The sequence below is a fragment of the Mesobacillus sp. genome (genome assembly GCF_057785455.1).
Genome location: NZ_JBYNSB010000061.1, coordinates 150,106 through 176,574, shown reverse-complemented (window position 1 = coordinate 176,574; position 26,469 = coordinate 150,106). Strand labels below are relative to the sequence as shown.

General features: G+C 46.1%; 27 protein-coding genes. 21 read left to right on the top strand and 6 right to left on the bottom strand.

Translation table 11 applies throughout. From position 1 onward, the window contains the following. Positions 1–191: 191 nt before the first annotated feature. The gene (gene spoIID, locus AC3EBE_RS23075; RefSeq protein ID WP_488597376.1) at positions 192–1,220 is read left to right on the top strand and encodes a stage II sporulation protein D; all 1,029 of its coding nucleotides are present in this window, start codon (positions 192–194) and stop codon (positions 1,218–1,220) included. 104 nt (positions 1,221–1,324) lie between these two features. Here the strand turns inward: spoIID and AC3EBE_RS23070 are convergent, their stop codons facing one another. Next, entirely contained in the window at positions 1,325–2,539 is a 1,215-nt protein-coding gene (locus tag AC3EBE_RS23070) for a nuclease-related domain-containing protein (RefSeq protein WP_488597375.1), read from the bottom strand. Positions 2,540–2,583: 44 nt separating this feature from the next. Next, positions 2,584–3,018 carry a VanZ family protein gene (locus tag AC3EBE_RS23065; protein WP_488597374.1) on the bottom strand — a complete coding sequence of 145 codons (435 nt, stop codon included), beginning with the start codon at positions 3,016–3,018 and terminating at the stop codon, positions 2,584–2,586. Between the two features lie 152 nt (positions 3,019–3,170). On the opposite strand from AC3EBE_RS23065, the gene spoIIQ reads away from it, so the two are divergent. The 11 genes from spoIIQ to AC3EBE_RS23010 all read left to right on the top strand — a co-directional run bounded on the left by spoIIQ (position 3,171) and on the right by AC3EBE_RS23010 (position 15,029). After that, the gene (gene spoIIQ, locus AC3EBE_RS23060; RefSeq protein ID WP_488597373.1) at positions 3,171–4,094 is read left to right on the top strand and encodes a stage II sporulation protein SpoIIQ; all 924 of its coding nucleotides are present in this window, start codon (positions 3,171–3,173) and stop codon (positions 4,092–4,094) included. Between the two features lie 171 nt (positions 4,095–4,265). Next, the gene (locus AC3EBE_RS23055; RefSeq protein WP_488597372.1) at positions 4,266–6,266 is read left to right on the top strand and encodes a penicillin-binding transpeptidase domain-containing protein; all 2,001 of its coding nucleotides are present in this window, start codon (positions 4,266–4,268) and stop codon (positions 6,264–6,266) included. Positions 6,267–6,321: 55 nt separating this feature from the next. Continuing rightward, the gene (locus AC3EBE_RS23050) at positions 6,322–6,945 is read left to right on the top strand and encodes a hypothetical protein (RefSeq protein WP_488597371.1); all 624 of its coding nucleotides are present in this window, start codon (positions 6,322–6,324) and stop codon (positions 6,943–6,945) included. 14 nt (positions 6,946–6,959) lie between these two features. Next, the gene (locus AC3EBE_RS23045; RefSeq protein ID WP_488597370.1) at positions 6,960–7,097 is read left to right on the top strand and encodes a hypothetical protein; all 138 of its coding nucleotides are present in this window, start codon (positions 6,960–6,962) and stop codon (positions 7,095–7,097) included. A gap of 97 nt (positions 7,098–7,194) precedes the next feature. Then, positions 7,195–8,799, top strand: coding sequence for a gamma-glutamyltransferase (gene ggt, locus AC3EBE_RS23040; protein WP_488597369.1), 1,605 nt, complete (start codon positions 7,195–7,197; stop codon positions 8,797–8,799). 707 nt (positions 8,800–9,506) lie between these two features. Further along, positions 9,507–9,689: a hypothetical protein gene (locus AC3EBE_RS23035; RefSeq protein WP_488597368.1), complete on the top strand. Its 183-nt coding sequence runs from the start codon at positions 9,507–9,509 to the stop codon at positions 9,687–9,689. Between the two features lie 234 nt (positions 9,690–9,923). Further along, complete coding sequence (locus AC3EBE_RS23030; protein ID WP_488597367.1) at positions 9,924–10,226, top strand: DUF4212 domain-containing protein; 303 nt, start codon at positions 9,924–9,926, stop codon at positions 10,224–10,226. A gap of 65 nt (positions 10,227–10,291) precedes the next feature. Beyond that, positions 10,292–11,962 carry a sodium:solute symporter family protein gene (locus AC3EBE_RS23025; protein ID WP_488597366.1) on the top strand — a complete coding sequence of 557 codons (1,671 nt, stop codon included), beginning with the start codon at positions 10,292–10,294 and terminating at the stop codon, positions 11,960–11,962. Then, complete coding sequence (locus AC3EBE_RS23020; RefSeq protein WP_488597365.1) at positions 11,943–13,829, top strand: DUF294 nucleotidyltransferase-like domain-containing protein; 1,887 nt, start codon at positions 11,943–11,945, stop codon at positions 13,827–13,829. Before AC3EBE_RS23025 ends, AC3EBE_RS23020 begins: the two co-directional genes overlap by 20 nt. 25 nt (positions 13,830–13,854) lie before the next feature. Next, positions 13,855–14,520, top strand: a complete 666-nt coding sequence (locus AC3EBE_RS23015; RefSeq protein WP_488597364.1) for a 3'-5' exonuclease — start codon at positions 13,855–13,857, stop codon at positions 14,518–14,520. 89 nt (positions 14,521–14,609) lie between these two features. Continuing rightward, entirely contained in the window at positions 14,610–15,029 is a 420-nt protein-coding gene (locus tag AC3EBE_RS23010; RefSeq protein WP_488597363.1) for a DUF1292 domain-containing protein, read from the top strand. Positions 15,030–15,092: 63 nt separating this feature from the next. Here the strand turns inward: AC3EBE_RS23010 and AC3EBE_RS23005 are convergent, their stop codons facing one another. Further along, entirely contained in the window at positions 15,093–15,890 is a 798-nt protein-coding gene (locus AC3EBE_RS23005) for a LysM peptidoglycan-binding domain-containing protein (protein WP_488597362.1), read from the bottom strand. Between the two features lie 647 nt (positions 15,891–16,537). Between AC3EBE_RS23005 and spoIIID the strand changes: the two genes are divergently transcribed. After that, entirely contained in the window at positions 16,538–16,810 is a 273-nt protein-coding gene (gene spoIIID, locus AC3EBE_RS23000) for a sporulation transcriptional regulator SpoIIID (protein ID WP_079506386.1), read from the top strand. A gap of 215 nt (positions 16,811–17,025) precedes the next feature. On the opposite strand, the gene AC3EBE_RS22995 is transcribed toward spoIIID, so the two are convergent. Next, complete coding sequence (locus AC3EBE_RS22995; RefSeq protein WP_488597361.1) at positions 17,026–17,193, bottom strand: hypothetical protein; 168 nt, start codon at positions 17,191–17,193, stop codon at positions 17,026–17,028. A 295-nt stretch (positions 17,194–17,488) separates the two neighbouring features. On the opposite strand from AC3EBE_RS22995, the gene mreB reads away from it, so the two are divergent. The 6 genes from mreB (at position 17,489) to AC3EBE_RS22965 (ending at position 21,957) form a co-directional block, all read left to right on the top strand. Continuing rightward, entirely contained in the window at positions 17,489–18,493 is a 1,005-nt protein-coding gene (gene mreB / locus AC3EBE_RS22990; protein WP_488597360.1) for a rod shape-determining protein MreB, read from the top strand. 473 nt (positions 18,494–18,966) lie between these two features. Next, positions 18,967–19,785, top strand: a complete 819-nt coding sequence (locus tag AC3EBE_RS22985; protein WP_488597359.1) for a flagellar hook-basal body protein — start codon at positions 18,967–18,969, stop codon at positions 19,783–19,785. 72 nt (positions 19,786–19,857) lie between these two features. Next, complete coding sequence (locus AC3EBE_RS22980; protein WP_488597358.1) at positions 19,858–20,703, top strand: flagellar hook-basal body protein; 846 nt, start codon at positions 19,858–19,860, stop codon at positions 20,701–20,703. 15 nt (positions 20,704–20,718) lie between these two features. After that, positions 20,719–20,979: a DNA-directed RNA polymerase subunit beta gene (locus AC3EBE_RS22975; protein ID WP_488597357.1), complete on the top strand. Its 261-nt coding sequence runs from the start codon at positions 20,719–20,721 to the stop codon at positions 20,977–20,979. Positions 20,980–21,070: 91 nt separating this feature from the next. Further along, positions 21,071–21,493: a 3-hydroxyacyl-ACP dehydratase FabZ gene (gene fabZ / locus AC3EBE_RS22970; protein ID WP_488597356.1), complete on the top strand. Its 423-nt coding sequence runs from the start codon at positions 21,071–21,073 to the stop codon at positions 21,491–21,493. A gap of 143 nt (positions 21,494–21,636) precedes the next feature. Then, a complete protein-coding gene (locus tag AC3EBE_RS22965; RefSeq protein WP_488597355.1) occupies positions 21,637–21,957 on the top strand; it encodes a hypothetical protein in 321 nt (106 codons plus the stop codon). A gap of 74 nt (positions 21,958–22,031) precedes the next feature. On the opposite strand, the gene AC3EBE_RS22960 is transcribed toward AC3EBE_RS22965, so the two are convergent. Continuing rightward, positions 22,032–22,466: a YwpF-like family protein gene (locus tag AC3EBE_RS22960; protein ID WP_488597354.1), complete on the bottom strand. Its 435-nt coding sequence runs from the start codon at positions 22,464–22,466 to the stop codon at positions 22,032–22,034. Positions 22,467–22,747: 281 nt separating this feature from the next. On the opposite strand from AC3EBE_RS22960, the gene AC3EBE_RS22955 reads away from it, so the two are divergent. Further along, entirely contained in the window at positions 22,748–23,194 is a 447-nt protein-coding gene (locus AC3EBE_RS22955; RefSeq protein WP_488597353.1) for a single-stranded DNA-binding protein, read from the top strand. Continuing rightward, the gene (locus AC3EBE_RS22950) at positions 23,187–23,396 is read left to right on the top strand and encodes a hypothetical protein (RefSeq protein WP_488597352.1); all 210 of its coding nucleotides are present in this window, start codon (positions 23,187–23,189) and stop codon (positions 23,394–23,396) included. Before AC3EBE_RS22955 ends, AC3EBE_RS22950 begins: the two co-directional genes overlap by 8 nt. 224 nt (positions 23,397–23,620) lie before the next feature. Here AC3EBE_RS22950 and AC3EBE_RS22945 read toward each other — a convergent pair whose 3' ends face one another. After that, positions 23,621–26,461, bottom strand: coding sequence for a DEAD/DEAH box helicase (locus AC3EBE_RS22945; RefSeq protein WP_488597351.1), 2,841 nt, complete (start codon positions 26,459–26,461; stop codon positions 23,621–23,623). Between the last annotated feature and the right edge of the window lie 8 nt (positions 26,462–26,469).

The following is a 26,469-nucleotide window of genomic DNA, read 5'->3' as shown; positions in this document are numbered from 1 at the left end:
GGACTGGTTGGGCTTGGGAGTTAGAGAGAAATCGGTCCTTTGTGTGCATTTTTGAAAAATAATTGTCCAATTTCAAGAATTTTTGCTGTATAGCATTTTGCCAAAAATGATGTCATAAATGCTTGTCCGCCTCCATAAGAATGAAATGTAGACGGTTTTCCACCGTAAATTTCATAATGGAGGCTTTTTCTATGTTAAAATTCAAACCAATCATCGTACTAGCTGCAATCCTATTCGCTGTCACACTCCTTATACCTACTGTGCTCGTCCTCCCTTTTATGGAAGAAAAGGCAGGCGGGAAGCTGGGAGAAGACCTCCAGAAGGAAGCGAAGGATGTCACGGCAGTGCCATCGGCAGACTCTGCCATCGAGGTGGCTGTGTACAGGACAGCTTTGTCAAAGACAGAGAAGCTTCCGCTGGACGAATACTTAATTGGCGTTGTAGCCGCTGAAATGCCTGCTGAGTTCGAGCTTGAGGCATTGAAGGCGCAGGCGCTGTCTGCAAGGACCTATTATGTAAAACAAATGCTGAGCCCCAATAAGGTTGGTGTACCTGCTGGAGCACAGCTGAATGACACCGAAATCCACCAGGTTTTTAAAAACAAGGAAGAGCTCAAAAAGCAGTGGGGCGTCGATTATAAATGGAAAGTCAAGAAGATTGCCGAGGCTGTAAAAGCAACGGACGGCCAGGTGCTGACATATGAAGGTGCACCAATCGATGCGACCTTCTTCTCAACCAGCAATGGCTATACAGAGAACTCAGAGGAATACTGGGCCAATGCCTTCCCATACCTGAGAAGCGTTGAAAGCCCATGGGATCTTAAATCACCGAAGTTCCACAGCCAGACGGTCATGAGCATCGCGGAGGTTGAATCCAAGCTCGGAGTGAAGCTGCCGAACTCCGCTTCGATCGGAAAGGTCATTTCACGGACAGCCGGCAACCGCGTCGGAAAAATCGATATTAACGGCAAGGTCCTGACAGGCAAGGAAGTGCGCGAAAAGCTTGATTTAAGATCCAGCGACTTCTCCTGGGTCATCAAAGGCAATAACGTCGTCATCACCACCGAAGGCTTCGGTCACGGCGTCGGCATGAGCCAATACGGCGCCAACGGCATGGCCACCGAGGGGAAAAATTATAAAGACATTGTCACACACTATTATAAGGGTGTTGAAATCAGTACAGCGGATAGCATGCTGACTAAGGTGACTGCCAGAAAGTAGTGTACTGGACGATAGCCTTTGATGCTAAGAACCAAATATTTTGATTACCTGCCAGGGCAAAGAGCGCCCTGGCTTTTTAGCGCGATTGGGTTCGGCTTGAAGCCTTAAGGTTTTTTCGCGGGATTGAAGAATGTTTCGTTATTTGGTGGCATTTGGTAGGTGCGGCCTTTTTTTGCCCCAATGGATGGTAGATTCATTGAGGCCAAAATATTCGTGGCAGCCCTCGTAGAGTTGATTTTGGAGAAATCTCTAAATGCAGCATTAGATAGAGTTGGATTAATAAGCAGGAAGAAATCCTTAATTGTCTTATGGTGAGCTGTTTTGGATGTATGGGAGCATATAGGACATCTCCAGAACCATTTTTCGCGTTGCATTCCATAGGATAGACAGGAGGGACATTGTACACCTAATTGAAGATCAGCTTGCGTGAGGGAATAAATATTAAGTAAATCAGGATGGTGAGGAGTATGTTTCTTTATAAGTATCCTTGATAACTTTTTTGCCTCCTTCTTTTGAAAAAAAGCATTGGTATTAAATTCATCAACCTTTAGGACACGATTTAATAATACATCTCCTTTTACGATTAACTTGTTTAGCGAACGGTCATTAGTTTTAACAATAGTGGAAGGATTGCTGATGGTAACGAAGTGATAAATAGGAGGAACATTGAATTTATGATGCTGGAGCCATCTTTTTAAATGCCATGCTTGCATTCTAACTTGTAGAAGAGGATTATCATAAGATTTTTCTTTCTCATCCTTTGTTTGAATTATTTGCTCGGAATCTTTATCAAAAAAGACAGTACCAGAGTAGTTCTTGGTTTCAATTAGGAGGATATAACGAAGAGTCAAAATGAGGGTATCCATTTGGAAGTACCAATCTCCATCGGCAAGACGTAAATCCCGGAATATAAGGAAACCTTGTTCAGGTAAGAAACTCAATCGATAATCGGTTTGCAATTCACCCCTGTAACCAGCACGCCAGGCTTTATAATCTTCCTCAATTGAGGCGAATTTAGGATGATTTTTCAGTATTCTTTCCATTAATGCTTCATACATGAGAAGACGAATAGGATATACTCTCTCTTTTTCAATCAAAACAGTCACTTCCTTAATAGTTTTTAGAATGAATTCTACAAATACCGGATAAATACCTATTAAGGTAATCCTGCTTTTGTGAATTTTTTTAGAACAATTAATGTAATGAAGGATAATACCAGTTGAAAACGAGATAATTCCAGTTGGAAAGGATTTAATACCAGTTGGGAGCATTTTAATACCAGTTAAACTGAATTTAATACCAGTTGGAGCAAAGTCCAAATAAAAAGCCGGCCTTTAATACAAGGCCAGCCCCTTTAAAGCAATTATCCCCGTGCCCAATCCTCAATCCCCCGCAAAACCCTGGCCAGCCTCCCAAACTTCCCGCTGAAATAAGCATGGTGAATGAAATGCGATGCCGCTAAAACCCCAATTATGTCTTTTATAAAATCAATCACGGTTGCGGACCTATACGGGACGAAGCTCTGGTGGATTTCGTCTGTCAGCCCCCACAGGATCGCTACGCCCATGAACGCAAAGCTTAAAACCGGTGTGAAGCGCCCGGTGATCAGGGCAGCGAGAACGAGCAAGACATACAAGATCCCAAACTCAACGAGATGGAGTGATTCTTTTATAAACCGGTCGACTCCCTGGTTTGGCAGCTCGACGATTGCGTCTGATGGATTGCTGGACATGATCCAGATTGCCGCCATATAGAACAATGGCAGGAGGCGTAAAACCAAAACGACTAACTTTTTCATCAATGAAACCTCACTTTGTATTGGTAAAAAACATTAAAAAACTTTTTTGCATAAAATTATCACCTTTGTCGAAAAATAAGCAGTAAAAAATTTTTCAACTCTATGTATATATTTTTTCGCATCTGTTCAGACTGATTGCTGAGGTGATGAAAATGAGAGAGGAAAGATCTTCTCAAGACAAAAGCAAGAACAGCTTTTTCAAGAAGCGGTGGGTGTATCCAACAGTTTATATTGCAAGTGCCGCAATCATTCTAACTGGGGTCCTATGGTATCAAAACAGCGGTAACAACGGAGCGGATCAGCTCGAGTACAAAGCGACTGATATGCCTGGCAAAAAAATCAATGATCAGCCAGCCGTTGAAGTAAACCGTGCGATGGAAAACTTCGTAATGCCAGTTGTGAATGAAGACGATGCTGTCATCCAAATGGGATTCTATGATAATGACAGCGATGCAAAAGACCAGGAAGCAGCTCTAGTGTTCTATGACAATACGTACCATCCGAACACTGGATTAGACATTGCTTCCAAAGATGGCAAGGCTTTCGATGTTGTTGCTTCATTAAGTGGTACTGTCACTAAAGTCATGGAAGATAGCTTGCTTGGAAATGTCATTGTAATTGAGCATGACAAAGGTATTGTAACACAATATCAGTCAGTGAAAGACTACCAAGTTAAGGTTGGCGACCAAGTTGAGCAAGGACAAGTCATTGCGAAATCTGGTACAAGCCTGATCAATGAAAAGGCTGGCAACCACGTACACTTTGAAATCCGCAAGGACAATGTGCCTGTCAATCCGCATGAGTTCTTCAACAAGTCTCTGAGCGCATTGCAGGAAGCAGAAATTGCGAATGAAAAAGCAGCGGCTGAAGGAGATGCAGGCAAGTCAGAGGAAGCAACTGAAGACGAAGCTGCCCAAGAAGAAGGCGCCCCAGCTGGCGACGAATCTGACAGCGTAACGCCAGACGAAGAAAAACCAGCAGAAGACGGCTCTGACAAAAAAGACGCCGGTGAAGACAAAGACGCTGGCCAAGACAAAGACACAACAACTGATTCAGAAGAATCAACAAACTCATAATAAAATATGCTTTAGCACATTAACGTCCTGGGGGTCTGACCCCCAGGACGTTAATGCGTTAAAGCGGCGGGGGTCAGACCCCCGCCGCTTTAAAGTGGGAAAGCCCGGGTAGTTTCTCTCTTTTGTTAATTGGAATTGATATGGTAAAATCAGACGGAAGGAGGGGTACATATGAAGAGGGTGTTTTTGTTTTTTGTGTTTGTGATCGTTGCGGCTGTTTTTGCGGGCTGCAGCAAGGAACCGACTCCAGAGGAACGTTTTTCGCAGTATGTGAAGCTGTGGAATGATCAGAAGTTTGATGAGATGTATGGGTTTTTATCGGAGGAGGCGAAGGGAAGGATCTCGAAGGAGGACTTTGTCAATCGCTATAATAAAATTTATCAAGATTTAGAGATTAACAAGCTGAAGGTCAGCTATAAGCAGCCTAAAGAGGAGCAGGAACACGATAAGAAAGAGCAGCTGGTCTCCCTTCCGTTTTCGGCAAGCATGGAAAGTGTTGCAGGCCCGATTTCGTTTGATTATGAAGCTGAGCTCGTAAAGGAAGAACGCGAGAAAGAAACAAACTGGTATGTGGACTGGAATACGACCTATATTTTCCCGGAATTAGGCTCAGGGGATAAAATCAGTTTCCAGAATGTGAAGGCGGAACGCGGGGCAATCCTTGACCGGGAAGGCAATGGGCTGGCTATTAACGGGTCTGCCCTCCAGATTGGCGTGGTCCCTGGGGAAATGGGCGGGCAAAAGGCACAAATCATCACCAGGCTCACGGAGCTGCTCGACATGTCAGAGGAGCAAATCAACAAAGCGCTCAATGCCAGCTGGGTCAAGCCCGAGCATTTCGTCCCGCTGAAAAAAATCTCAAGGACAGATGAAGCGCTAAAAGAAAAATTATTTGTGCTAGCCGGTGTAACAAGCCAGCAGGTTGGGGCTCGTGAATACCCTTATGGCGAATCACTGTCGCACCTGCTTGGCTATATCGGCCCTGTAACGGCAGATGACCTCGAGAAACTGGATGGCAAGGGCTATACAAGTACCGATTATATTGGCCGCCGCGGCCTTGAGCAGGTGCTTGAGGAACAGTTAAAAGGAACGAATGGAATCAAAATCTCAATAAACAAAGAAAATGGCACTGAAACGGTGCTGGCAGAAAAGCCAGTAATACACGGAAAAGATGTCCAGCTGACAATTGATGTGGTCATGCAGCAGCAATTATATGATCAGCTTAAAGGCAAGGCAGGCACATCAGCGGCACTTAACCCAACAACGGGTGAGACCCTGGCTCTGGTCAGTTCGCCAGGCTTCGATCCAAACGAGATGACGCTGGGAATCTCGCAGAACAAGCGGAAACTGCTAGAGGAGAATCCGCTGCAGCCTACACTTAATAGATTCAAGCTAACCTATGCGCCAGGATCAGTGATAAAGCCAATTACTGCTGCGATTGGTCTCGAGAGCGGCAAACTGAAGCCTAATACTGCCTATGAAATAACAACGAAGCAGTGGCAGAAGGACGCTTCATGGGGCAATTACAAGGTCACCAGGTATTCAGACGTCAAAGGAACGATCGACCTGGAAAAAGCGCTCATCTACTCCGACAATATTTATTTTGCCAGAGCAGCCCTGGAGGAGATGGGAGCTGATACCTTTAGGGAGGGCCTGAAGAAGTTTGGCTTTGAAGACCAGCCGGAATATTTGTATCCGATGGAGCCATCGCAAATCGGCAAAATGGAAAGTGACATCAGTCTTGCAGACTCATCATATGGCCAAGGGCAGGTTGAAATGAACGTACTGCACCTCTCAGCTGCCTATTCACCGCTTGTCAACAAAGGCAATATGGTCAAGCCGGTTCTAGGCATGGAAGATGAAAAAAGCCAGATTTGGAAGGAAGCTGTGATTGGTCAGGAAAATATAACTACACTTAACGGGATGCTGAGGAAGGTCGTCTCGGATCCAAGAGGCACGGCTCACAGCGCCAATATGGCCGATTACCCGCTCGCAGGGAAAACCGGTACCGCCGAAATCAAGCAGAAGCAAGGCGAGAAAGGCAAGGAGCTTGGATGGTTTGTCGCCTATAATCCGCAATCAACTGATTTGATTGTTGCGATGATGATTGAGAATTCAGGATCCGGCGACGTCGTTAAAAGGGTGAAGCAATTTTATCAGTTGAGGAAATAGAAAGAAGGGGTCCAGCTGTGTAGGCCGGGCCCTTTTCATGAGTTGAGGAGGAAACATGACAGAGAAAAAATTCAGCTGGGGATTTAACGCAATACAAGTAAGTATGGTTTTCTTTTTCAGTTTAATAGGCAGTGCGGCCCCAGTATGGTCTTTTACTACTTTTAAAATACAGCTTGGCATTCTATTTTTAGGGATATTGCTCGCTGTTTATTGGTATCGGACAATGGAAGATGCCAGGAAGTATAATTTATATGTTGCGGCAGACATGATAGTATTAATGGGATTTTTCGCGACAGTTCCTCTTTTTAGGCTGGCATGGGATACCAGTCTGTTCTGGGTACTCCTGACCGTCTATCTGCTAATTTTATTCCATTCAATTTTAAAAAATATCATCCTGCACCGTCTGCATGCAGTATTAAAATATCTGCCGGCTATTCTGTTGAGTATGGCACTGATCTTATTGATTAGTGTGTTCTTTTTAAGGGATAGCCAGGGATCAATTATAACTACCTTATATAACTCCAGTGATGGTGCTATTGTTCTAACTTTTTTCTTATATGTTATTGGTGTGTTAATGACCTGGCTGGGTATGTTTGTTTTAAGAGAGTTCTATGAAAAGCCAGCTGAAAAAGAACGGAAACCTGTAAGGAAGGTCAGGAAAAAGAGAAAAAGGAGATAGCTGGAGGTATGACATTGACAACTGGTATTAAATACGGTTCAACTGGTATTAAAAGTGAGCCAGCTGGTAATAAATCAGCTCCAACTGGAATTAAAGCCGTGCCAACTGGTATTAAAATGCAAATACTATTCTTCAGTCCTTCCGAAAGCTAACAATCTCTTCTTTTTAAAAAGGAGAGATTTTTTTATTTAGAATTTTCAACTATTTTAGTATAATATTTCGTAAGACGAATAAATGGGGGAATCTAACATGTCTTTGCATACATATCCTTATCCTTCCCAGCGCATGGCGACTGTAGCCCGCAATGGGATGGTGGCAACTTCTCAGCCGCTTGCTGCGCAGGCTGGGCTTGATATTTTAAAAAAGGGCGGCAACGCGATTGATGCGGCGATTGCCACTGCGGCGTGCCTTACGGTAGTCGAGCCGACTTCTAACGGAATCGGCGGTGACGCTTTTGCCCTAGTGTGGGTGAAGGACAAGCTTCATGGCTTGAATGCCAGCGGTCCAGCACCACAATCCATTTCAATTGAGAAAGTTAAGGAACTTGGCCATGAAAAAATGCCTTCGCACGGCTGGATTCCGGTAACAGTTCCAGGCGCACCAGCAGCGTGGGCCGAGCTTTCGAAAAAATTTGGGCGACTGCCTCTGACGGAAGTGCTGCAGCCGGCGATTGACTATGCCCGAAATGGCTACCCGCTCACTCCGATTCTGGAAAAATACTGGAACGGTGCCTACAAAGCCTATAAGACTCGTTTCCAGGGAGCTGACTATGAAGAATGGTTCCGCGTATTCGCCCCGGATGGAAGGGCGCCAGAGGCAGGCGAGATGTGGAAGTCAGAAGACCATGCAAACACGCTCCAGGAAATCGCAGAGAGTAACGGGGAGAGTTTTTACAGAGGGAAGCTGGCGGAAAGGATTGCTGATGCCTCTGAAAAAGCAGGCGGCTTCCTTAGCAAGTCTGATTTGGAAAGCTATCATCCGGAATGGGTAGATCCAATTTCCGTTTCGTACCGAGGCCATGAAATCTGGGAGATACCGCCGAATGGCCAGGGAATTGTCACCTTGATGGCATTGAATATTTTAAAAGGCTACGAGTTTACACACCGTGAAGATGTGAATGGCGTCCATCTCCAGCTTGAAGCGATGAAGCAGGCATTCACGGATGGCAAGGAATATGTTTCTGACCCAGCGACTATGCAGGCTAAGGCTGCCGATCTGCTTTCTGAAAAATTTGCAGAGGAAGCCCGGGCAAAGATTGGTGAAGAAGCAATGATGCCTGAACCAGGCCAGCTGCCAAAAGGCGGAACGGTGTATTTGGCGACAGCCGACGGGGAAGGCAATATGGTTTCGTTTATCCAGAGCAACTATATGGGCTTCGGTTCAGGAATCGTGGTTCCAGGTACCGGCATCGGCCTGCAAAACCGCGGGCATGATTTCTCGCTCGATCCAAATCATGCAAATGCGCTTGCTCCTGGGAAAAAGACGTATCACACCATCATCCCTGGCTTCATTACAAAAGGAAAAGAAGCAGTGGGCCCATTTGGAGTCATGGGCGGGTATATGCAGCCGCAGGGCCATGTCCAGGTGGCAATGAATATGATTGACTTCGGGTTGAACCCACAGGCAGCACTGGACGCCCCGCGCTGGCAGTGGATTGAAGGTAAACAGATTGAAGTCGAACATCACTTCCCGAACCATGTCGTCAAGCAGCTGGCAGCACGTGGGCATCAGATGAAGGTAGCGTATGATGGCGGCGGTTTTGGCCGGGGACAGGTCATCGTCCGCAATCCGGAATCAGGCGTGCTGACCGGCGGCACGGAAGCAAGGACAGACGGCAGCATTGCCTGCTGGTGATAAATGGATTTATCAGGATCGCCTTTCATCGGGCGTTCCTTTTTTTCGCCTTTAAAAAAGGTAATAAGAGCAGTGCTCAAAGTAGTTCAACAAAATATTCCACCTATTAATTGCAATGAGAGCCTTGCTCGATGCAGTTCAGTATGATTTTCGGCATCTATAATTTAATGAGAGCTCGGCCCAATGCGCTTCAGGTGGCATTTCTGTATCTGAATTGTAAAGAGGGCCTTGCTTGATGAAGTTCAGTATGATTTTCTGCATCTATAATTTAATGAGAGCCCGGCCCAATGCGCTTCAGGTGGCATTTCTGTATCTGAATTGTAATGAGAGCCTTGCCCGATGCAGTCCAGCTGAATATTCCACATCTCAGGTGCAATGAAATCTCCAAGCAATGTGAGTTATTGTCTCTTCTAAATTTTTATATCTAGCTTTTCCAAATGAAGTAGAGTCCCACTCCCTACAAAAATCCAACACTCAACAAAACCACAGTCAAATTTAACAAAAATTTTTTTTCGACAAATTTAATAATAGAGAAGTTCAAAAAACCTTTATTCTGCTGACGTTTTTCCAACGTTCGTTAAAATATCGACATAGTAACCGATTACATTTTTTGAATAGAGTTACTTGACCAGGGTGGACAGAATATGGATAATAAAATTAAATTTTCTAAAGATTTAGTAAAATTATGAAATTGGAGGAATCCATCTGTGATTATTTTAATCGGCCTTCTGGCCATTACAGGCATCAGCCTGTACATAGCGTTCAGAAAAAATAAGATGATTTTTCTTACAGTGCCGTTCCTTAGCATATTTCTCTATTTCCTCATCCAGATTATCATGGTGCCAGCTCCGTTTTTCGAAACATTAAAGTTTATTTTCAGCCTCAGCTAAACTTTTTCAGACAATCTTCAGTTAATCATTTACGACCACATCCAGGAAACAAATTCACATCTTAGACTTCAATCATTCGAATCAGGTATCAGCTCTGCCATGGCAGAGTTCATATAACCCAAATTTTTTTAAGAAGGAGAGGGAATGGCTTCAGCTCGTAATGGTTTTAGATTCCGTGTCCGTTAACCAATGGGATTATACAAAGGGGATTAGCAATTACAAAGGGGTGTAAGTGTGAAGAAAATTGATAAGGCAGTCGCAGATGCGTATTTCCGCGAGAAAAACCGTAACATGATCATTTATTTTGCGATCTGGTTCATTGTTTCGTTCGGTGTCGTGCTGGTCGCAGAGCCGCTTAGCGAGATTTCGATCGGCGGATTCCCGTTCCACTATTTTATGGGAGCACAGGGAGCAGTGTTGACCTTCATTATCCTGCTGTTCGTAAACGCGAAGGTCAGCGATGGCATTGACAAAAAGTATGGAATCGATGAAGAGAAAAATGTGAAATTAAGTGAAGGTAAAAGCCTGGATCACTAATTTCTGAGGGCAGCCATTTTTGCTTTTATGGAAAAATAGAAAGCAGCTGAAAAAGGGGGAGAACTTTGGATACACAATTTTTGGTCTCATTATCTATTATTTTAGCAACCTTTGCTTTGTATATCGGTATCGCTGTCTATAATACAGCAAAACAGACATCTGACTTTTACGTGGCAAGCCGCGGGGTCCCGCCAATTTTTAACGGAATGGCGATCGGCGCTGACTGGATGAGTGCGGCGTCCTTCATCGGGATGGCTGGGACCATCATGCTGCTTGGTTACGACGGGCTTGCCTATATCATGGGCTGGACGGGCGGCTATCTTCTGCTGACGTTCCTGCTTGCACCGCAGCTCAGGAAGTACGGGCGCTATACCGTTCCTGAATTCATTGGCGACCGCTTCAACAGCCATACAGCACGTGTCATCGCCGCAATCTCCACGATTATCATCAGCTTTACGTACTCTATCGGCCAGCTTTCTGGATCAGGCGTGGTAATCGGGCGCCTGTTTGAAATTGATGCGAAGCTTGGGACGATGATTGGTGTTGTCCTGATTGCCGTCTATGCAGCATTCGGCGGTATGAAGGGGATTACATGGACACAGGTAGCACAGTATATCATTTTAATCATTGCTTACCTGATTCCGGTTATCTTTATGTCCCTGCAGCTTACGAACAGCCCGCTGCCATGGCTTTCTTATGGCGAATTGGTCGGGAAGATGGGCGAGCTGGACCGTGAGCTCGGCATTTCAGAGTACTTCGCGCCATTCACAAACGGTACGAAATGGCAGTTCCTTGCACTTATGTTTACATTGATGGCCGGTACGGCGGGACTTCCGCACGTTATCGTCCGTTTCTATACGGTTTCAACGATGAAGGCAGCCCGCTGGTCAGGAGCATGGGCACTTCTGTTCATCGGTTTGCTTTACCTGTCCGCACCTGCTTATGCGGCATTCTCTCGCTTCATCCTGATGACGAAGGTTGCTGGCAGCAAAATCACTGAACTGCCGGCGTGGACGAAAACATGGGTTGATACTGGCAAACTGCAGCTCGCTGATGGAAACGGCGATGGAATCCTTCAATGGAAGGAACTGATCATCTCCAATGACATCGTCGTTATGGCGACACCAGAAATCGCGAATCTTGGCGTATTTGTCATCGGCCTTGTAGCGGCAGGCGCTATGGCCGCAGCGCTTTCTACAGCGGGCGGCTTGATGATCGCCATATCGTCTGCGTTTGCACACGATATTTATTACCGCGTCATGAAGCCGAACGCTTCGGAAAAAACACGTCTGAATGTAGCGCGTATCTCGATTGTCGTCGCTACATTGCTTGCGGGTCTCATTGCGCTTAACCCTCCAGGAGCGATCACGCAAATCGTTGCCTGGGCATTCGCGCTTGCAAGCGGTACGTTCTTCCCGGCTCTCATTCTCGGAGTGTGGTGGAAGCGCTCTAACTCACAGGGTGTCATTGCCGGTATGCTTGTCGGACTTGGCGTCACCCTTGCCTATATCTTCGCGGCAAAATACGGTGGCTACACGATCCTTGGCATAATTGACACAGGTGCCGGCGTATTCGGAGCTGCGGCTGCGATCCTTGCCAATGTCGTTGTTTCGCTAGCCACTCCTGCACCATCACAAAAAATTCAGGAGGAAGTACTCGACCTTCGCTATCCTGAACAAATGGTGTATAAGAACGGTGAAGTTTGGATGAATGACGATGGAACAAAAGCTCTATAAGGAAATTTGGAAGGCTGTGCAGCTCCACCCCTTATTCCAGGGGGTGGAGGAAAGCACGGCCCTTTCCCTTGTCGAGGAATGCGAAGCATTAACCTTTAAAAAACGAGAAATCATGCTCCAGGCAGAAACTCCTCGCCAGGGGCTTTTGCTGATTTTACAGGGAATTGCCGAAGTGTTTGTGAAAAATGCTGCTGGTCAGGATGAAGTACTCGAAGTGATCCGCGAGGGCGAAATTGTTGGTTTTTCCAGCCTTGCCGATTTCCTTGGGATTGCAAAGGCAGAAAAAGCACAGCCGACAGTTGAAGTCAGGGCTGTACAAGAGGTAAGGGCGCTGCTGATTCCTTTTTCAGTCCTCGCTAAAAGATGGGACGACCAAAATGTCCACGACTATCTGTTGACCCAGGTAGCCATCAGGCTGAAGGATGTATATGGATCGCTTGCAGAACAGGTAAAGCTGGCAAAGGGGATGGGGGAAGGAGAAACCATTCTCACCAGGGTCCAGGATCTCATGTCGGAAAAAATCGTCGCAGTTGCTCCTAAAACAAGCATCCAGGAAGCTGCACAAACAATGGCGGAGAACAAGACAAGCTCGGTATTGGTGGTAGAGGGTAAAGAACTAAAAGGAATCATCACCGAGAGGGATATTGTCGATCGAGTCGTTGCAAAGGGAATGTCTTTTCAGGAGCCTTCCAGCCTGGTGATGACTGAAAACCCTGTCACGATTTCGAGATTTGCTTATTACTATGATGCTATTTCCGAGATTCTTTTAAAAGGAATCAAGCATCTGCCTGTCGTGGATGAGGGTGAAGTTTCCGGTATCATTACCTTTACGGATCTTCACCGGAAAAAGAATGATAGCGTCATGAGGACGATTAAAAAGATTGAAGAGGTCGATGAAGCAGCCTTGCCTGAAATTAAAGCAGCCATTTATGAAATTACTGAAACTCTGATAAGAGATCGGGTGCCGGTCTTGGCCATGCTTGAAATCATAACGAAACTGTATGACCGCTTGATCGGCAGGGCTGTGGAATTATCACTTGAAGTGCTGCGCAGGAAGGGCCTTGCGGCGCCTGCACCGTTCGCATTTTACCTGATGGGATCCAGCGGCCGCGGGGAACAATTCATGCTGACTGATCAGGACCACTTCCTTGTCTATGGTGAGACAGAGGACCATGCCTATTTTGAAATGCTGGGTAAGGAGATCACCACGATGCTTGAAAAAGCTGGCTATGCCCGCTGCAAAGGCTTGATGATGTCGAGCGAGTCTGCGTGGAGAGGAACGGTTTTACAGTGGCAGGACCGGGTAAGGAAATGGATGCTGCAGTCCACCAACGAAAACCTGCTGCTAGCCCAGAACTTTTATTCCTATCGTTTTGCGTCAGGAAGCGAACAGCTGAACCAGGAGTTCGAGACGAAAATAGCTGAATTGCTGGATCGCTCCAAGATCTTTTTATACAGGATGGTGCAGGCTGAGCGTGAGCAGGAAATCCCGACACTCGATGAACCGATCAGGGCGCTGTTCAAGCTTGGACGGAAAAGCATTGATATGAAGAAAGAGATTCTTTTTCCTTTTCACCACAGCCTGCAGATTCTATCTCTGTATTATGGGGGAATCTCTGGAACCCCACTTGAAAAACTAGCAGCCTTGAAAGAGAAAGGTATTTTTACAGAAGCATTTTTTCACGATTTAAGAGATGCATTCAGCCATATACTCAATTTGTATATCAGGCAGCGGTGGGAAAATGAAGAGGGGAGTTCTATTCTCTCATTTTCATCGATGTCGACGAGGCAAAAGGATGAACTGATCCTCAGCCTGCGGACGATGAGAGAACTGCAAGGAATGGTATTTGCCAGATTTTCAGTGTAAGAGCCGGGTTAGAGAGGAGGAGGGCATGTTCTTTCAACGCAAGCATATTTCCTGCAACTTAACTTACGAAAATATCCCTTTGTCGACGCCAATCGAGGAGCTAACCTTTATCGTATTCGACACAGAAACGACGGGATTCCAGGTGGCAACAGCTGATCGGCTCATTGAAATTGGCGCAGTCCCGGTCCAGGGACTGAAGGTCAGCGAAAAGGATCAATTTCAGACATATGTAAATCCAGAGCGACAAATTTCTCGGGAAATAATTGAATTAACATCGATTACAAACGAGCTTGTGAGCGTAGCGCCACCCGCTATGGAGGCGATATCTCAATTTTTCACCTATGTCGAATCACACGAAGCAGTATGCCTTGTCGGCCATTATGTCAGCTTTGATGCCCTTGTCCTGAAGAGCGAGCTAAAGCGGGAAAAACTTGGACTGAAAAAACTGTTTACAATCGATACTCTGGATTTGATTGGCTTTATCGCTCCCTCATACGATATGCGCGATCTGCATCGATACGCCATGGCATTCGGCACCCGCATTTATGACCGCCATAGCGCTATAGGCGATACGCTCACCACCGCCTATTTGTTCATAGAACTGCTCCAGCAATTCAAGGGCCGGGGACATCGGACATGGGGCGAGCTGATCAAAGCGACGGACAGCCAGATGAGGACGATGCAGTTTTGATGGGGATGTATAATATTTCCTGTCGATAGTACTATTGATTAAGGATAATATTTGGGTAAGAAACTATCACCCAAGAGGTTATGAAATGAATGGCGATTAAAATAATAATGCATATCATATTAGTTATCTTTGTTCTATCCGGTGTTAATGGTTCAAGCGAAATGCCACAAGTCGAAGTGATTGAGACGAAGATGCCTTTTTATGATGAAGAAGGAAATGAGCACGAAGTTTATGAATTATTCACGTTCAACTCCCCTTCTTTTAACAGGGTCTATTCTGTATTCCTGCCTTTGCCACCATCACCATGGGCAAGGGATGGAATTTCTTTTACGGCATATAATCTTAGTAATGAAGAGGTCGTACTTGACGTGACTGAAGAAGAGGGAGAGCTTCTTTGGAAATCGACTATTCGTTATTATGAGGAGAAGAAAGCAAAAGATTGGAAGCAGTACCGCACTGGAAAATATAATGAAAGTTTAAAACATGTCAATCAAATAATGTTTCCGTAGAATTCAACAGCTGGTAAACAAGCAAAGAACCCAGGGTTAAAAAATCCATGGGTTCTTTCTCAATTAATCTATACTAACAACCGCACCATTCTTATAGGAAACAATCAATTTATCACCAGCAAGCTCCTGATACTTCCTTGCCGTTCCATACGCAACCTTTAAAGGAACTGCCTGTCCATTCTGCGTAAATTCAACGGTGAAATTGTCTGCAGCACCGGCAACAGTTGCCTCCATCGTTTGGATTTCACCAGGAATCAGCAGCTTTTGGCCGATCAGGACCATATCATCCTGCAAGCTGTTTGCTGCCTTCAATTCTTTTGGGCTGATGCCGAATCGCTTGGAAATGCTCCACACCGTGTCTCCGGGATTGACAGTATAAGTGCCCTTGCCGGCCTGATGATAATGGGTAGGTACGATTAATTCCTGTCCCACATAGATTGTTTCTTTTAATAAACGGTTTTCCTTCAATAAATCCTTCACGGTGACACCGTATTTTTTCGCAAGAGAATAAAGGGTATCGCCCTTTTTTACCTTATAAATACCAGCTTCATTCTCAGGTTCACTAACAGGAATATATAATTTCTGGCCTGCCTGGATCTTATCACCTTGAAGCGAATTTCCGTCCTGCAGGACTTTTACTGAAGTATCGAACTTCTTGGAAAGGCTGTACAATGTATCGCCTTTTTTAACGATGTACATCGCGCCATCAGCCTCGATTTTCTTTTGTCCCATACCAAACAGCAATGCCGTTGCCAGCGACCCCGCGAGCGCGGCACCCGCAGCCTGCCTGCGCCGTTTAAGTGCGACCTTGCGTTTCTGTTCTCTAATACGCTGTTTTCTTGTTTGTCTGTACGTAATCACAGCAATCTTCCCCCAATGAAAAATAAACTCCTTAACAGAGATTCGCATATGGGTTCGCTTTTTTGTCCTCAATTTGGGTGTTGAGGAAAGATTTTCTTTTAAAGGAGGGGGAAAGCAAGGACAATTACACTTTGATTTATATATTAATTGGGTGTGTTGTATTTAGGTCTTCAATACAAACCCTGTTGCTCTCCGTTCCAGGCGTGCTGACTCCTGCGGTTGCAGCTGGCCAGGTGAGACCCCGCAGGAGCAAAGAGGAGGCTAAACGCCAGCCCCGCGGAAAACGAAGCGCCTGGAACTAAAATCAACAGCCTAATTTAAAAAGCAAACCGCAAAAGAAAGCCAAATAAACCATTAAAATTGTTAGATTTTTTAAAAAACTTTATAATACCTTGTCCCTATTGTGTTTTTCGTGCATATATCATCAACCAAGCTAATAAAATGTTACAAACCTGACAAAGAGAGTGTTTGAGGTGAGGAGTCGTTTGAAGACCTGAGGATTTAGCTGGGGACATGATTAATCATTGTAATATCCAGAAGGCCATGCCTTCTGCCGCAAGCAGTTATCTTTGCGGAAAACAGTATTTGCTGATGAAAGCGAGTCTCATTTCACACTTCTCACATCCAATTTAGGGAGGGCGAGTGGTGTGCACGATTACATCAAAGAGAGAACAATCAAGATTGGAAAGTATATCGTGGAGACGAGGAAAACAGTTCGCGTCATAGCGAAGGAGTTTGGCGTGTCCAAAAGTACAGTCCATAAAGACCTGACAGAAAGATTGCCTGAGATCAACCCTGACCTTGCCAATGAAGTAAAAGAGATCCTTGATTATCATAAATCGATTCGCCATTTAAGAGGCGGAGAGGCTACTAAGTTAAAGTACAGGAAAGAGGAAAGGGAAGAAGAGCCTGTTAAGTGAAACAATCCGGAATTATAGCCTGAAGTGAAGGGAGGGAACGTAATTCAGCTGTGGAAGAACAGAAGCCAACATAGAAAATGCCCAGCTTGACATACATAAAGCCGGGCATCGCCACAAAAGGCGTGTATGATTCTGCTCAATTCAAAAGCGGAGGCTGCCGCCTTTTTATCATGGACAGAATGGGACAAGGCCACTCTGTCTGGAAGCTGCGCGCACTATTCCCCTGCGTCGCCATCCCCATCATGATCGCCGATATTATCAGGAGCCGACTTCGGATCGCTAATATCCGGCCCCTCTCCCCGCTCAGCAGAATTGCGGGCGTTTTTAATAATCATGAACGCAGCGATTATGATGAGAACGACTGCGGCAATTAAAAAATTCATGTAAAATTCCTCCGATCCATTTTACTCCCTATTTCCAATTTTACAGTAAGGAAACAAGAATTTCAGGTATCATGACAAAAATCAACAAATCATGTCGATTTTTTCAGCAATGAGTTACTTATTTCAGGCTTCTGTGATAAAATAAACAATTAGGGTAGAATATGGTTCGCAGATTGCGGCAGCGTCTGGAAATCTCGAACATCGTGATCTATTTTTACATAGACGAGACTTTGCGTCAGAGAGAAACGAGGCTTACTCAGCCGCAGCCAGCCATGATCAAGGAGGAAAAATCAGAATGTTTGCAAGGGATATTGGGATTGACCTTGGTACTGCCAATGTGTTGATTCATGTAAAAGGCCGAGGAATTGTATTGAATGAACCGTCTGTTGTGGCGATTGATAAAAACACGAATAAAGTTTTGGCTGTCGGTGAGGAAGCGCGCCGTATGGTTGGGCGTACACCTGGCAATATCGTAGCGATCCGTCCGTTGAAGGATGGCGTCATTGCTGACTTTGATGTAACCGAATCCATGCTTAAGCATTTCATCAACAAACTGAATGTGAAAGGCTTCCTGTCCAAGCCGCGCATCCTGATCTGCTGTCCAACGAACATCACAAGCGTTGAGCAAAAAGCGATCAAGGAAGCAGCTGAAAAGAGCGGCGGCAAGAAAGTATACCTTGAAGAAGAGCCAAAGGTAGCAGCAATCGGCGCAGGCATGGATATCTTCCAGCCCAGCGGCAATATGGTTGTGGATATCGGCGGCGGTACAACGGATGTTGCCGTGCTTTCCATGGGCGATATCGTAACCTCTGCATCGATAAAAATGGCTGGCGACAAGTTTGACGCTGAAATTTTAAATTATATTAAACGCGAATATAAGCTGCTGATCGGTGAACGAACAGCTGAAAATATTAAACTGACAATTGGAACAGTATTCCCTGGCGGCCGTAACGAAGAAATGGAAATCCGCGGACGCGATATGGTTTCCGGTCTTCCAAGAACGATCACAGTCCGTTCCGAAGAAGTGGAACAGGCATTAAGAGAATCTGTAGCAGTCATCGTCCAGGCGGCAAAAACAGTCCTGGAACGCACACCGCCTGAGCTTTCCGCAGACATCATCGACCGCGGCGTTATTTTAACTGGCGGCGGTGCATTGCTGCATGGCATTGACCAGCTGATGATGGAAGAATTGAAGGTCCCTGTATTGATTGCTGACAACCCGATGGATTGTGTTGCAATTGGAACCGGCATCATGCTCGATAACATCGACCGCATCGCTGGGCGCCGCAGAATTGTATAAATAGGTAGGTTAAAAATCTGGAGTTTGACGGAGAAAGCAGCCGTTGGACTCCGGATTTTTTTGGTTTATACCCAATTTTTCGCAAATAAAACCTAAAATCCTACATTTTCCTGCAAATTTTTAATGTTTCCCGCCGATATATTTCATATAATAGGAATTAGAGAAAAAATTTCCTGTTTTGTCAGGTTATTTTGGTCGATTTCATGGAAAAATCGCATCAGATATAAGGGTGTAAAATAGATATCGATGAAATCGGGATTTATATCGACGAAAAAAGAAATATATCGACGAAACTGCCCCGGATATCGACGGAAAATGAATTTTATCGACGAAATTGCTTCATATATCGACGAATTGGAAATTATCCAGGGGAATTTCCAGTCAGTTTTTACACACTGTGCTATACAGTATTAAGCATTTATAGATTACGATTCGATTTACACTAGGAGACAAAGCTCCAATGAGGTGGATATATGTTTAAAGGATTCTATACAGCGGCATCCGGGATGTTTGCCCAGCAGCGCAGGACGGAAATGCTGACCAATAATATGTCTAATGCAAATACACCGGGCTATAAAGCGGATCAATCTGCATTGAAGGCTTTCCCGGAAATGCTCCTGCAGCGCTTTGACCAGACAAATATACCGACGGAAAAAGGGCTGAACCTGCCTTTCAGCAAAGAGATTGGCACGATAAATACCGGTGTTTATATGCAGGAGGCGATACCAAAGTTCATACAGGGCGATTTGCGCGATACGGGCAGGTCAACGGACGTAGCGCTTCTGGATGTTACGATGCCTGATAATGGTACGGTATTTTTCAATGTCCGCCATGAAGACGGTTCTGTCCGTTACACACGGAATGGGAACTTCACCGTTGATGGACAAGGCTTCCTTACAGCCGGCAGCGGCCAATATGTTCTTGACCAGGCTGGCCAGCCAATCCAGCTTTCCAGTGATCGCTTTAGTATCAATGAAGCTGGGGTGCTTACCGGGGAAAACGGCGAAAACGCGATACTCGGCATTGGTTATGCCAACGATCCACTCCGGATGATCAAGGAAGGCGACGGCATGTTCCGGACAGAAGATGGTGCGCCGCTTCCAAACGCATTAGGTACGCCAGGTGTCCAATTCAAGATGCAGCAAGGTTTTCTTGAGCAATCAAATGTCGATATCAGCAGGACGATGACCGACATGATGACAGCCTACCGCGCATTCGAAGCCAACCAGAAGATCCTCCAGGCCTATGACCGCAGCATGGAAAAAGCCGCGAATGAAATCGGCAGACTGTAAACCTGTTTTTTGGACTTATTATTTTTAAAATAAATAACAATCCAGCCCACGGATTGCGTTGAGGGATCATATATGAACAGAACCATGTTTACTGCTACGAATACATTGTCCCAGCTGCAGAAGCAGATGGATATTATCAGCCACAACCTGGCGAACGTTGATACCAATGGATATAAGCGCCGTGAAGCATCTTTCACCGATCTGCTCGTCCAGGAGTTCCGGAACCAGCCGAATAATGCGCTGGAGCAAAACAGGATGACGCCATTCAATATCCGGCAGGGAACAGGCGCAAGGCTTGGCCAGGTGCAAATGGTTCTTAGCCAGGGAAATATTAAAACAACTGACCGCCAATTGGATACCGCTTTTACAAAAGAGGGGCAATTATACCGTGTCATGGTCCAGAATGAAAATGGCGGCTCGGCGATCAGCTTCACAAGGAACGGCGCTTTATACTTATCGCCTATTGGTGACAATCAAACAATGCTGGTGAACAGCGATGGACATGCAATCCTTGATGAAAATGACCAGCCAATTACCATTACTGGAAACGTAAAGCAATTCAGCATCAGTCCTAACGGAAATTTTTCTGCTGAAATGTACGATGGATCGACGCAAGACGTGAATCTTGGTGTAGTATTAGTAAAGAAGCCGCAGTTTTTAGAGCAAAAGGGCGGCAATTTGCTTGGATTACCGGAAGATTTAGCGGGACTTGGCGTGACGGAAGCAGACATCCTTACCGGCCTGGATGGTCCTTTAAGGAATCAGATTTCAATCCAGCAGGGCGTGCTTGAGCAGTCCAATGTCGACATGAGCAAAGAAATGACGGATTTGATCAATGTCCAGCGCAGCTTCCAATTCCACTCCAAATCCATCAATATCGCGGACCAGATGCTGGGGCTGGTGAACGGGATCCGTTAAGAAGGGAAGAACAGAATGGCTTTGAACAAGAATAATCAGGAAGCAACAACGCGTGAACAAGTGAAAAAAACGAAAAAAGCACGCGAAAATAAGAAAAGAATCCGGGTTCGCCTTATTCCGATCTGGCTTCGGATTATAATTGTCCTTATCCTGTTAGCTTTAAGCATCATGCTTGGAGCAATGTTCGGTTACGCCGTCATGGGCAACGGAGAAGCGAAGGATATTTTTGAAAAATCAACCTGGACTCATATTATTGATCTGGTGAATAAAGAATAATTAAGGAAGGAAGGGAAATTCCCTTCCTTTTTTATATTGTTTTTTAGTACAATGGGAGTTAAGCACCTAATATTAATAGGAGGTACTAAAAATGCTTGATATCACTCAAATTAAAGAAATCATTCCTCACAGGTATCCATTCTTGCTCGTTGATAAAATTGTGGAAGTCGAAGAAGGGAAAAAAGCCATTGGCATTAAAAATGTTACTGCCAATGAGGAGTTCTTCAACGGACATTTTCCGGACTATCCAGTCATGCCTGGTGTGCTGATCGTTGAAGCACTTGCTCAGGTAGGGGCTGTAGCGATGCTGATGGTTGAAGAAAACCGCGGCAAGATTGGCCTTTTTGCCGGCATCGACAACTGCCGCTTCAAGCGCCAGGTAAAGCCAGGCGACCAGCTTCGCCTTGAGGTTGAAATGGTCAAGCTTCGCGGACCGATTGGAAAAGGAAAAGCGATTGCCACGGTAGATGGCGAGCTAGCGTGCGAAGCTGAGCTCACATTTGCGATTAAATAACGATTTGCCCGGACACTTGTTCCGGGTTATTTTTTTTGCATAAAAAAATGGAAACATGCAAGTTTTTTCCGTTAGTGGGCAATATAACAGCAGACCCGTGCAACAGGTCTTAAAAAACCTACTAATGAAAGGGGCTTTTACTCATGAAGAAAAAGCTATTAATGCTAATCGGTGGCTCTTTGCTATCGGCTATGTTCCTTGCAGGCTGCGCGAACAATGATGATCAGAATCCTCCTCCAAATGATGATGTGGATGTTGAGAATCCGGCAGACAATGACATGAACGATAACAATGGAAATGTTGATAACGATGGCGTTATCGATGATAATGATGAAAACGTACCTGACACTCCAGATGTCAACACAGATGACGATGGCGACATGATGAAGGACAACAACGAGCCAGGCGAAGATGCTGTTGAAGACACAAGAGATATGAACGATAAAAATAAAGAAGACCAGTAAAAATGTTAGGCGGGAGAGTGCTCCTGCCTATTTTTATTGGAATAAAAAAACTCCCGCATTCAGCAGGAGTTCAATTAAACTTTTTTAGGCTGTAAAATTTTCGGCCGGGAAATCATTTTGTCCTTGAATTCCGCCATCAGTGCCTCGCCAGTTAGGCCTTTATCCATCAGGTATTCAAGCAGTTTTTCAGGATAATCGCTCTTTGGTTTTGTCAATTTTCCGGTCAGAAGGATGCTGGCATGGCTCTTAAGCTTCTTTACGCAGCAGACTTTTGTGGAAAAAGCAGCCGGGTCATTCTCTTTTTTCGTGATGACGACTTGCACGATAATTTCCTTGTCATTCGCGCACGCATCTTCAAAATAAGGAATGTATTTGTGGTCGGTAAAAACCTCGACAAGCCACGTGCCTTTATCATCCTCTTTATTGATGATCAGGCCATCCTCCATATCGATATCCACTAAAGCATCATCATCAGCAAGCTGCATTGAGATCAACTTAAAGGTCTTCATGTCAACCACCTCCTGTAATACTTGTCCAAATTATAACATAGTCAGAACCGAAAGCGAAAAAAAGGATAAGCTTCCGAAAAAGAATAGCAATGTCGAAAAATATTTCATCCGTTTTGCTAAAAATGAGTTTTCAGGATGCAAAAATGGCGGAAATTCATTTTTGGGCAGGAAATAGTCCTTTGGATCTATCTTTCTGCAGGGGAAAATTCATTTTTGGCGATTTTACTCTTGTCCTGCATGAGAATATGATGTGGGTAGAACAGAGAAAGGAGTTGAAAAGGATGATTAACCAGGTTACATTAGTCGGCCGCCTGACCAGGGATCCGGAGCTTAAATGGACCCAGGAAGGCAAGGCAGTCACCAATGTCACGCTTGCGGTAACAAGGCATTACAAAAACCCCCATGGTGATATTGAAGCTGATTTCGTCAACTGCACGCTTTGGGGCAAGACGGCGGAAAACACTGCCCAATATTGCAGGAAGGGCTCTGTCATTGGCGTGACCGGAAGGATCCAGACCCGCAATTATGAAAACCAGGATGGGAAAAAGGTGTATGTCACCGAAGTCGTTGCCGAAGGTGTCAGGTTCCTGGGCACGAAGCCTCAAAAGGACCAGCATGATCCGCGGGAAAGAGAGCCGCAGCGGGAACATCATCACGAGCCGTTTTCGAGACAGAACGAACAGCGCCAGGCTCCGCCAGTGGAAAGAGAGGAACTTCCATTTGCCTAGCGAGAACGAATCTCTTGAAAAGCTCCTCGTCAGCCTCATCAAAATGGTCGGGAAGAACAATGAAAGAGTCGACGAACTCATGAAGAAGGTCCAGCAGCTTGAAATCGCCACGAAAGAACAACAAGTCCACCGCGTATACTCATTCATAGCCGAACCGCCAAAACCCGATGCGTACAGCAAAAAGGAATACATTAAAACATGATTCGAAAACTAGTTCCTCGGACACTCTTCTTGGTTAAGCATTCATAGAGAGAATCAAAGACGAATCTCCAATATACCCTCTAATTTTGACCGGCTGGCGGGAAGGTGACCAGCTGGTTTTTTTGTGATTGCTGGAAAGGCTGCACTCTCCCGCACTGGTTTCTTTAAGATTAGAACTTCAAGTTGAAAAAAACCAGTACCAAAACAGGTACTGGTTCCAATCCGTTACGATAAAAACACCAGCTCATGCAGCTCTTCTGTGGACAGCTCGGTAATCCAGCTGTCGCTCTGGATGATCTGGTCATTCAATGACTGCTTCTTTTCAAGCATGGCATCGATTTTTTCCTCAAGCGTGCCGGTGCTGATCAGCTTATGGACGTGGACGAAGCGGCTCTGGCCAATCCGGTACGCACGGTCTGTTGCCTGGTTCTCGACCGCAGGGTTCCACCAGCGGTCATAGTGGACAACGTGGTTCGCCGCTGTCAGGTTCAAGCCGGTGCCGCCGGCCTTCAGAGAAAGCAGGAATACCGGGAACTCTCGGTTCTGGAACTTCGTGATCAGTTCATCGCGCTTCGTTTTAGGCAGGCTGCCGTTCAGGAACGGAACCTCGATGTCGAATTCCTTTTTCAAAGCGCTTTGGATCATTTCGCCCATTCCGATGTACTGAGTGAAAATAATGCAGCTTTCTTCCTGCTCCAGCACCGCGCCGACAAGCTCGATCATCTTTTCCATTTTTGCTGAACGGTCGATGAGGTGCTTCGGTTTTTCCTCTTTTAAATAAAGTGCCGGGTGGTTGCAAAGCTGCTTCAGGCGGCTCAGCAATTGTAAAATCAACCCTTTGCGCTCAAACGCGGATAGCTGCTCGATTTGTGCGAATGTATCTTTTACAAGCTGTTCATACAGGGACGCCTGCTCTGCAGTCAGCGGGCAATATTCCTTCTGCTCGACCTTATCCGGAAGGTTCAGGGCCACGTCTTCATCCTTCTTTGTCCTCCGCAGCAGGAACGGCTTGATCAGTGACTGAAGCTGGGTGATTTTTTCCTTCTTATCTTCTTTTTCAATCGGCAGGATGAACTGCTTCTGGAACTGGCCGGCGCTGCCGAGATAGCCGCGGTTGGTGAAGTCGAAAATTGACCACAGCTCGGACAGGCGGTTTTCCATCGGCGTTCCGGTCAGGGCGATATGATGCTTGCCCTTCAGCTTGCGGACAGCACGCGATTGCTTGGTGTCCGCATTTTTTATATTCTGTGCCTCGTCAATCGCCACCGCGCTCCATTCGACATTCTCGAGATCCTCGAAATCCAGGTGCGTCAGGCCGTATGAAGTCAGCACGATATCCGAACTCATAGCTTCCTCGGTAAAAATCGTGCCCTTCAGACGGTTCGGGCCGTAGTGAAGATGGACCTTCATCTCAGGAGCAAAGCGCTCGACTTCTTTTTGCCAGTTGCCAAGGACAGAGGTTGGGCAGACGATCAGGGCAGGGTGCCCGTCGTTTTCCTGTTCTTTTACCGACAATAGGTAGGAAATCAGCTGGATAGTTTTCCCGAGACCCATGTCATCGGCAAGCAGGGCGCCAAAGCCGTATTTTCGCAAAAACAGCAGCCAGTTCATGCCGAGCTTCTGATATGGGCGCAGCTCGCCTTGCAATCCGGCCGGCACAGGGGAATCAGGAATTTCCTTCGTTTCAGACAGCTGCTTGATCATTTGCTTCCAATGGCGGTTCAGCTCGATCTGGATTTTTGCGAATGCGCGCGGGTCGTCGAGCCCGTCTCCATCCTCGCCGTCTTCATCTGAAAGCTCCTGCTGCAGCAGGTCACGAATATGTAAGCCTTCCTTATCGGCTTTTTTCATCAGGTCCTGGATCTGGCGGATGAATCCATGGTCCAGCTTGATCCAGCGGCCCTTCAAATACACAAGGCGCCGCTTTTCGTTCACAAGGCGCTGGAATTCATCCTCGCTGAGATCCACGCCATTCATCGAGAAGCGCCAGTCATAATCGAGCATCGCATTCAGCCCGACGAACGAACGGCGGTAGCCAGTCTGGCCCTTTAGTTTAGCTTTTACCTTCAGGTTGGCGTTCTTGACCGCTTCCCACCAGGAAGGGAGGAGGATTTCGATGCCAAGCGCGATCAAAGTCTCGCTCGCTTCGGTCAGGAACATCCACGCTTCATCCTCGGTGAGGCTGGATTTAAGCCGTGTGCCGTCACCGTCGTCATCCGCAATCCATGGGAAGATGTTCGCGAGGCGCGATTCTTCGTTTTCGACCTTTTCGCTAAAATCATCCCAGCCAGCCGGGTAGCTCTCATAATCCCGGGCATCAATCAGCATCGCTTCATTTTTCCCGCGCAAAAATAGACCCAGCTTCCAGTCACCCATATCATCAAGCGGTTCTTCGAGCCGCATGCCAATTGTAAAGGGAGCAGGGCTTTCCTTTAGTCCAATCCACTCCAGCCAGCGGTCCTCATCAAAGTAGGCAGCCAGCTGCTGGGCAGAAAGCTGCTTGTTCCGAAGGACATCCAGCTTGTCGCCGAGCAGGTACTTCATCGTTTCGTTTTCGTGGAAGTAGGATTCCAGGGAGTTATGGAACAAATCAGCCACAAAGTTTCGCACTGTGATCGATTCATCATTCAGCTTGATGGCCTCATCCCAAAAAGGCTCATGGAACTCATCCAGTACGCTCGCAGGCAGAGCCCAGCGAAAATCCTCACCTTCCAGCTGAGAGAAATCCGGATGCCACTCCTTCGCCAAAATCGCATCATAAACAGCATGGGCAGTCGACAGGCAAATATCACCGACTTCGTCCCATTCCCATTCAACCAGCCGATTGAAGCTCTCCTCGCCGAACAAGGTGACAAGCTGCCAGGCGCTGAGCGTAACACCCTCAGCAGCACCCCATTTAACGCTGTCAAGCATCGTCCCATAATAGCTTTCCTTATGGCGGAAAAACAACAGCTTCTTCCATTGCGGCGAAGCCAGGCCAAAACCATCAAAATCCTCACCACTCAAAAAATAACGCCCGCCAGCCACAGGCATCACACCAATCCGAATCTGCTTAATCTCAAGCATCCAACCAC

Coding starts and splice junctions, on each gene's coding strand:
- spoIID (WP_488597376.1), top strand. CDS start 192: ATGTTAAAATTCAAACCAATCATCGTACTAGCTGCAATCCTATTCGCT.
- AC3EBE_RS22975 (WP_488597357.1), top strand. CDS start 20,719: ATGGCTTTGAACAAGAATAATCAGGAAGCAACAACGCGTGAACAAGTG.
- AC3EBE_RS22960 (WP_488597354.1), bottom strand. CDS start 22,466: ATGAAGACCTTTAAGTTGATCTCAATGCAGCTTGCTGATGATGATGCT.
- AC3EBE_RS22955 (WP_488597353.1), top strand. CDS start 22,748: ATGATTAACCAGGTTACATTAGTCGGCCGCCTGACCAGGGATCCGGAG.
- AC3EBE_RS23015 (WP_488597364.1), top strand. CDS start 13,855: ATGTTCTTTCAACGCAAGCATATTTCCTGCAACTTAACTTACGAAAAT.
- AC3EBE_RS23050 (WP_488597371.1), top strand. CDS start 6,322: ATGACAGAGAAAAAATTCAGCTGGGGATTTAACGCAATACAAGTAAGT.
- fabZ (WP_488597356.1), top strand. CDS start 21,071: ATGCTTGATATCACTCAAATTAAAGAAATCATTCCTCACAGGTATCCA.
- AC3EBE_RS23055 (WP_488597372.1), top strand. CDS start 4,266: ATGAAGAGGGTGTTTTTGTTTTTTGTGTTTGTGATCGTTGCGGCTGTT.
- AC3EBE_RS22965 (WP_488597355.1), top strand. CDS start 21,637: ATGAAGAAAAAGCTATTAATGCTAATCGGTGGCTCTTTGCTATCGGCT.
- AC3EBE_RS22985 (WP_488597359.1), top strand. CDS start 18,967: ATGTTTAAAGGATTCTATACAGCGGCATCCGGGATGTTTGCCCAGCAG.
- AC3EBE_RS23020 (WP_488597365.1), top strand. CDS start 11,943: ATGGAACAAAAGCTCTATAAGGAAATTTGGAAGGCTGTGCAGCTCCAC.
- AC3EBE_RS23065 (WP_488597374.1), bottom strand. CDS start 3,018: ATGAAAAAGTTAGTCGTTTTGGTTTTACGCCTCCTGCCATTGTTCTAT.
- AC3EBE_RS22945 (WP_488597351.1), bottom strand. CDS start 26,461: ATGCTTGAGATTAAGCAGATTCGGATTGGTGTGATGCCTGTGGCTGGC.
- spoIIQ (WP_488597373.1), top strand. CDS start 3,171: ATGAGAGAGGAAAGATCTTCTCAAGACAAAAGCAAGAACAGCTTTTTC.
- AC3EBE_RS22995 (WP_488597361.1), bottom strand. CDS start 17,193: ATGAATTTTTTAATTGCCGCAGTCGTTCTCATCATAATCGCTGCGTTC.
- ggt (WP_488597369.1), top strand. CDS start 7,195: ATGTCTTTGCATACATATCCTTATCCTTCCCAGCGCATGGCGACTGTA.
- AC3EBE_RS23010 (WP_488597363.1), top strand. CDS start 14,610: ATGGCGATTAAAATAATAATGCATATCATATTAGTTATCTTTGTTCTA.
- mreB (WP_488597360.1), top strand. CDS start 17,489: ATGTTTGCAAGGGATATTGGGATTGACCTTGGTACTGCCAATGTGTTG.
- AC3EBE_RS22980 (WP_488597358.1), top strand. CDS start 19,858: ATGAACAGAACCATGTTTACTGCTACGAATACATTGTCCCAGCTGCAG.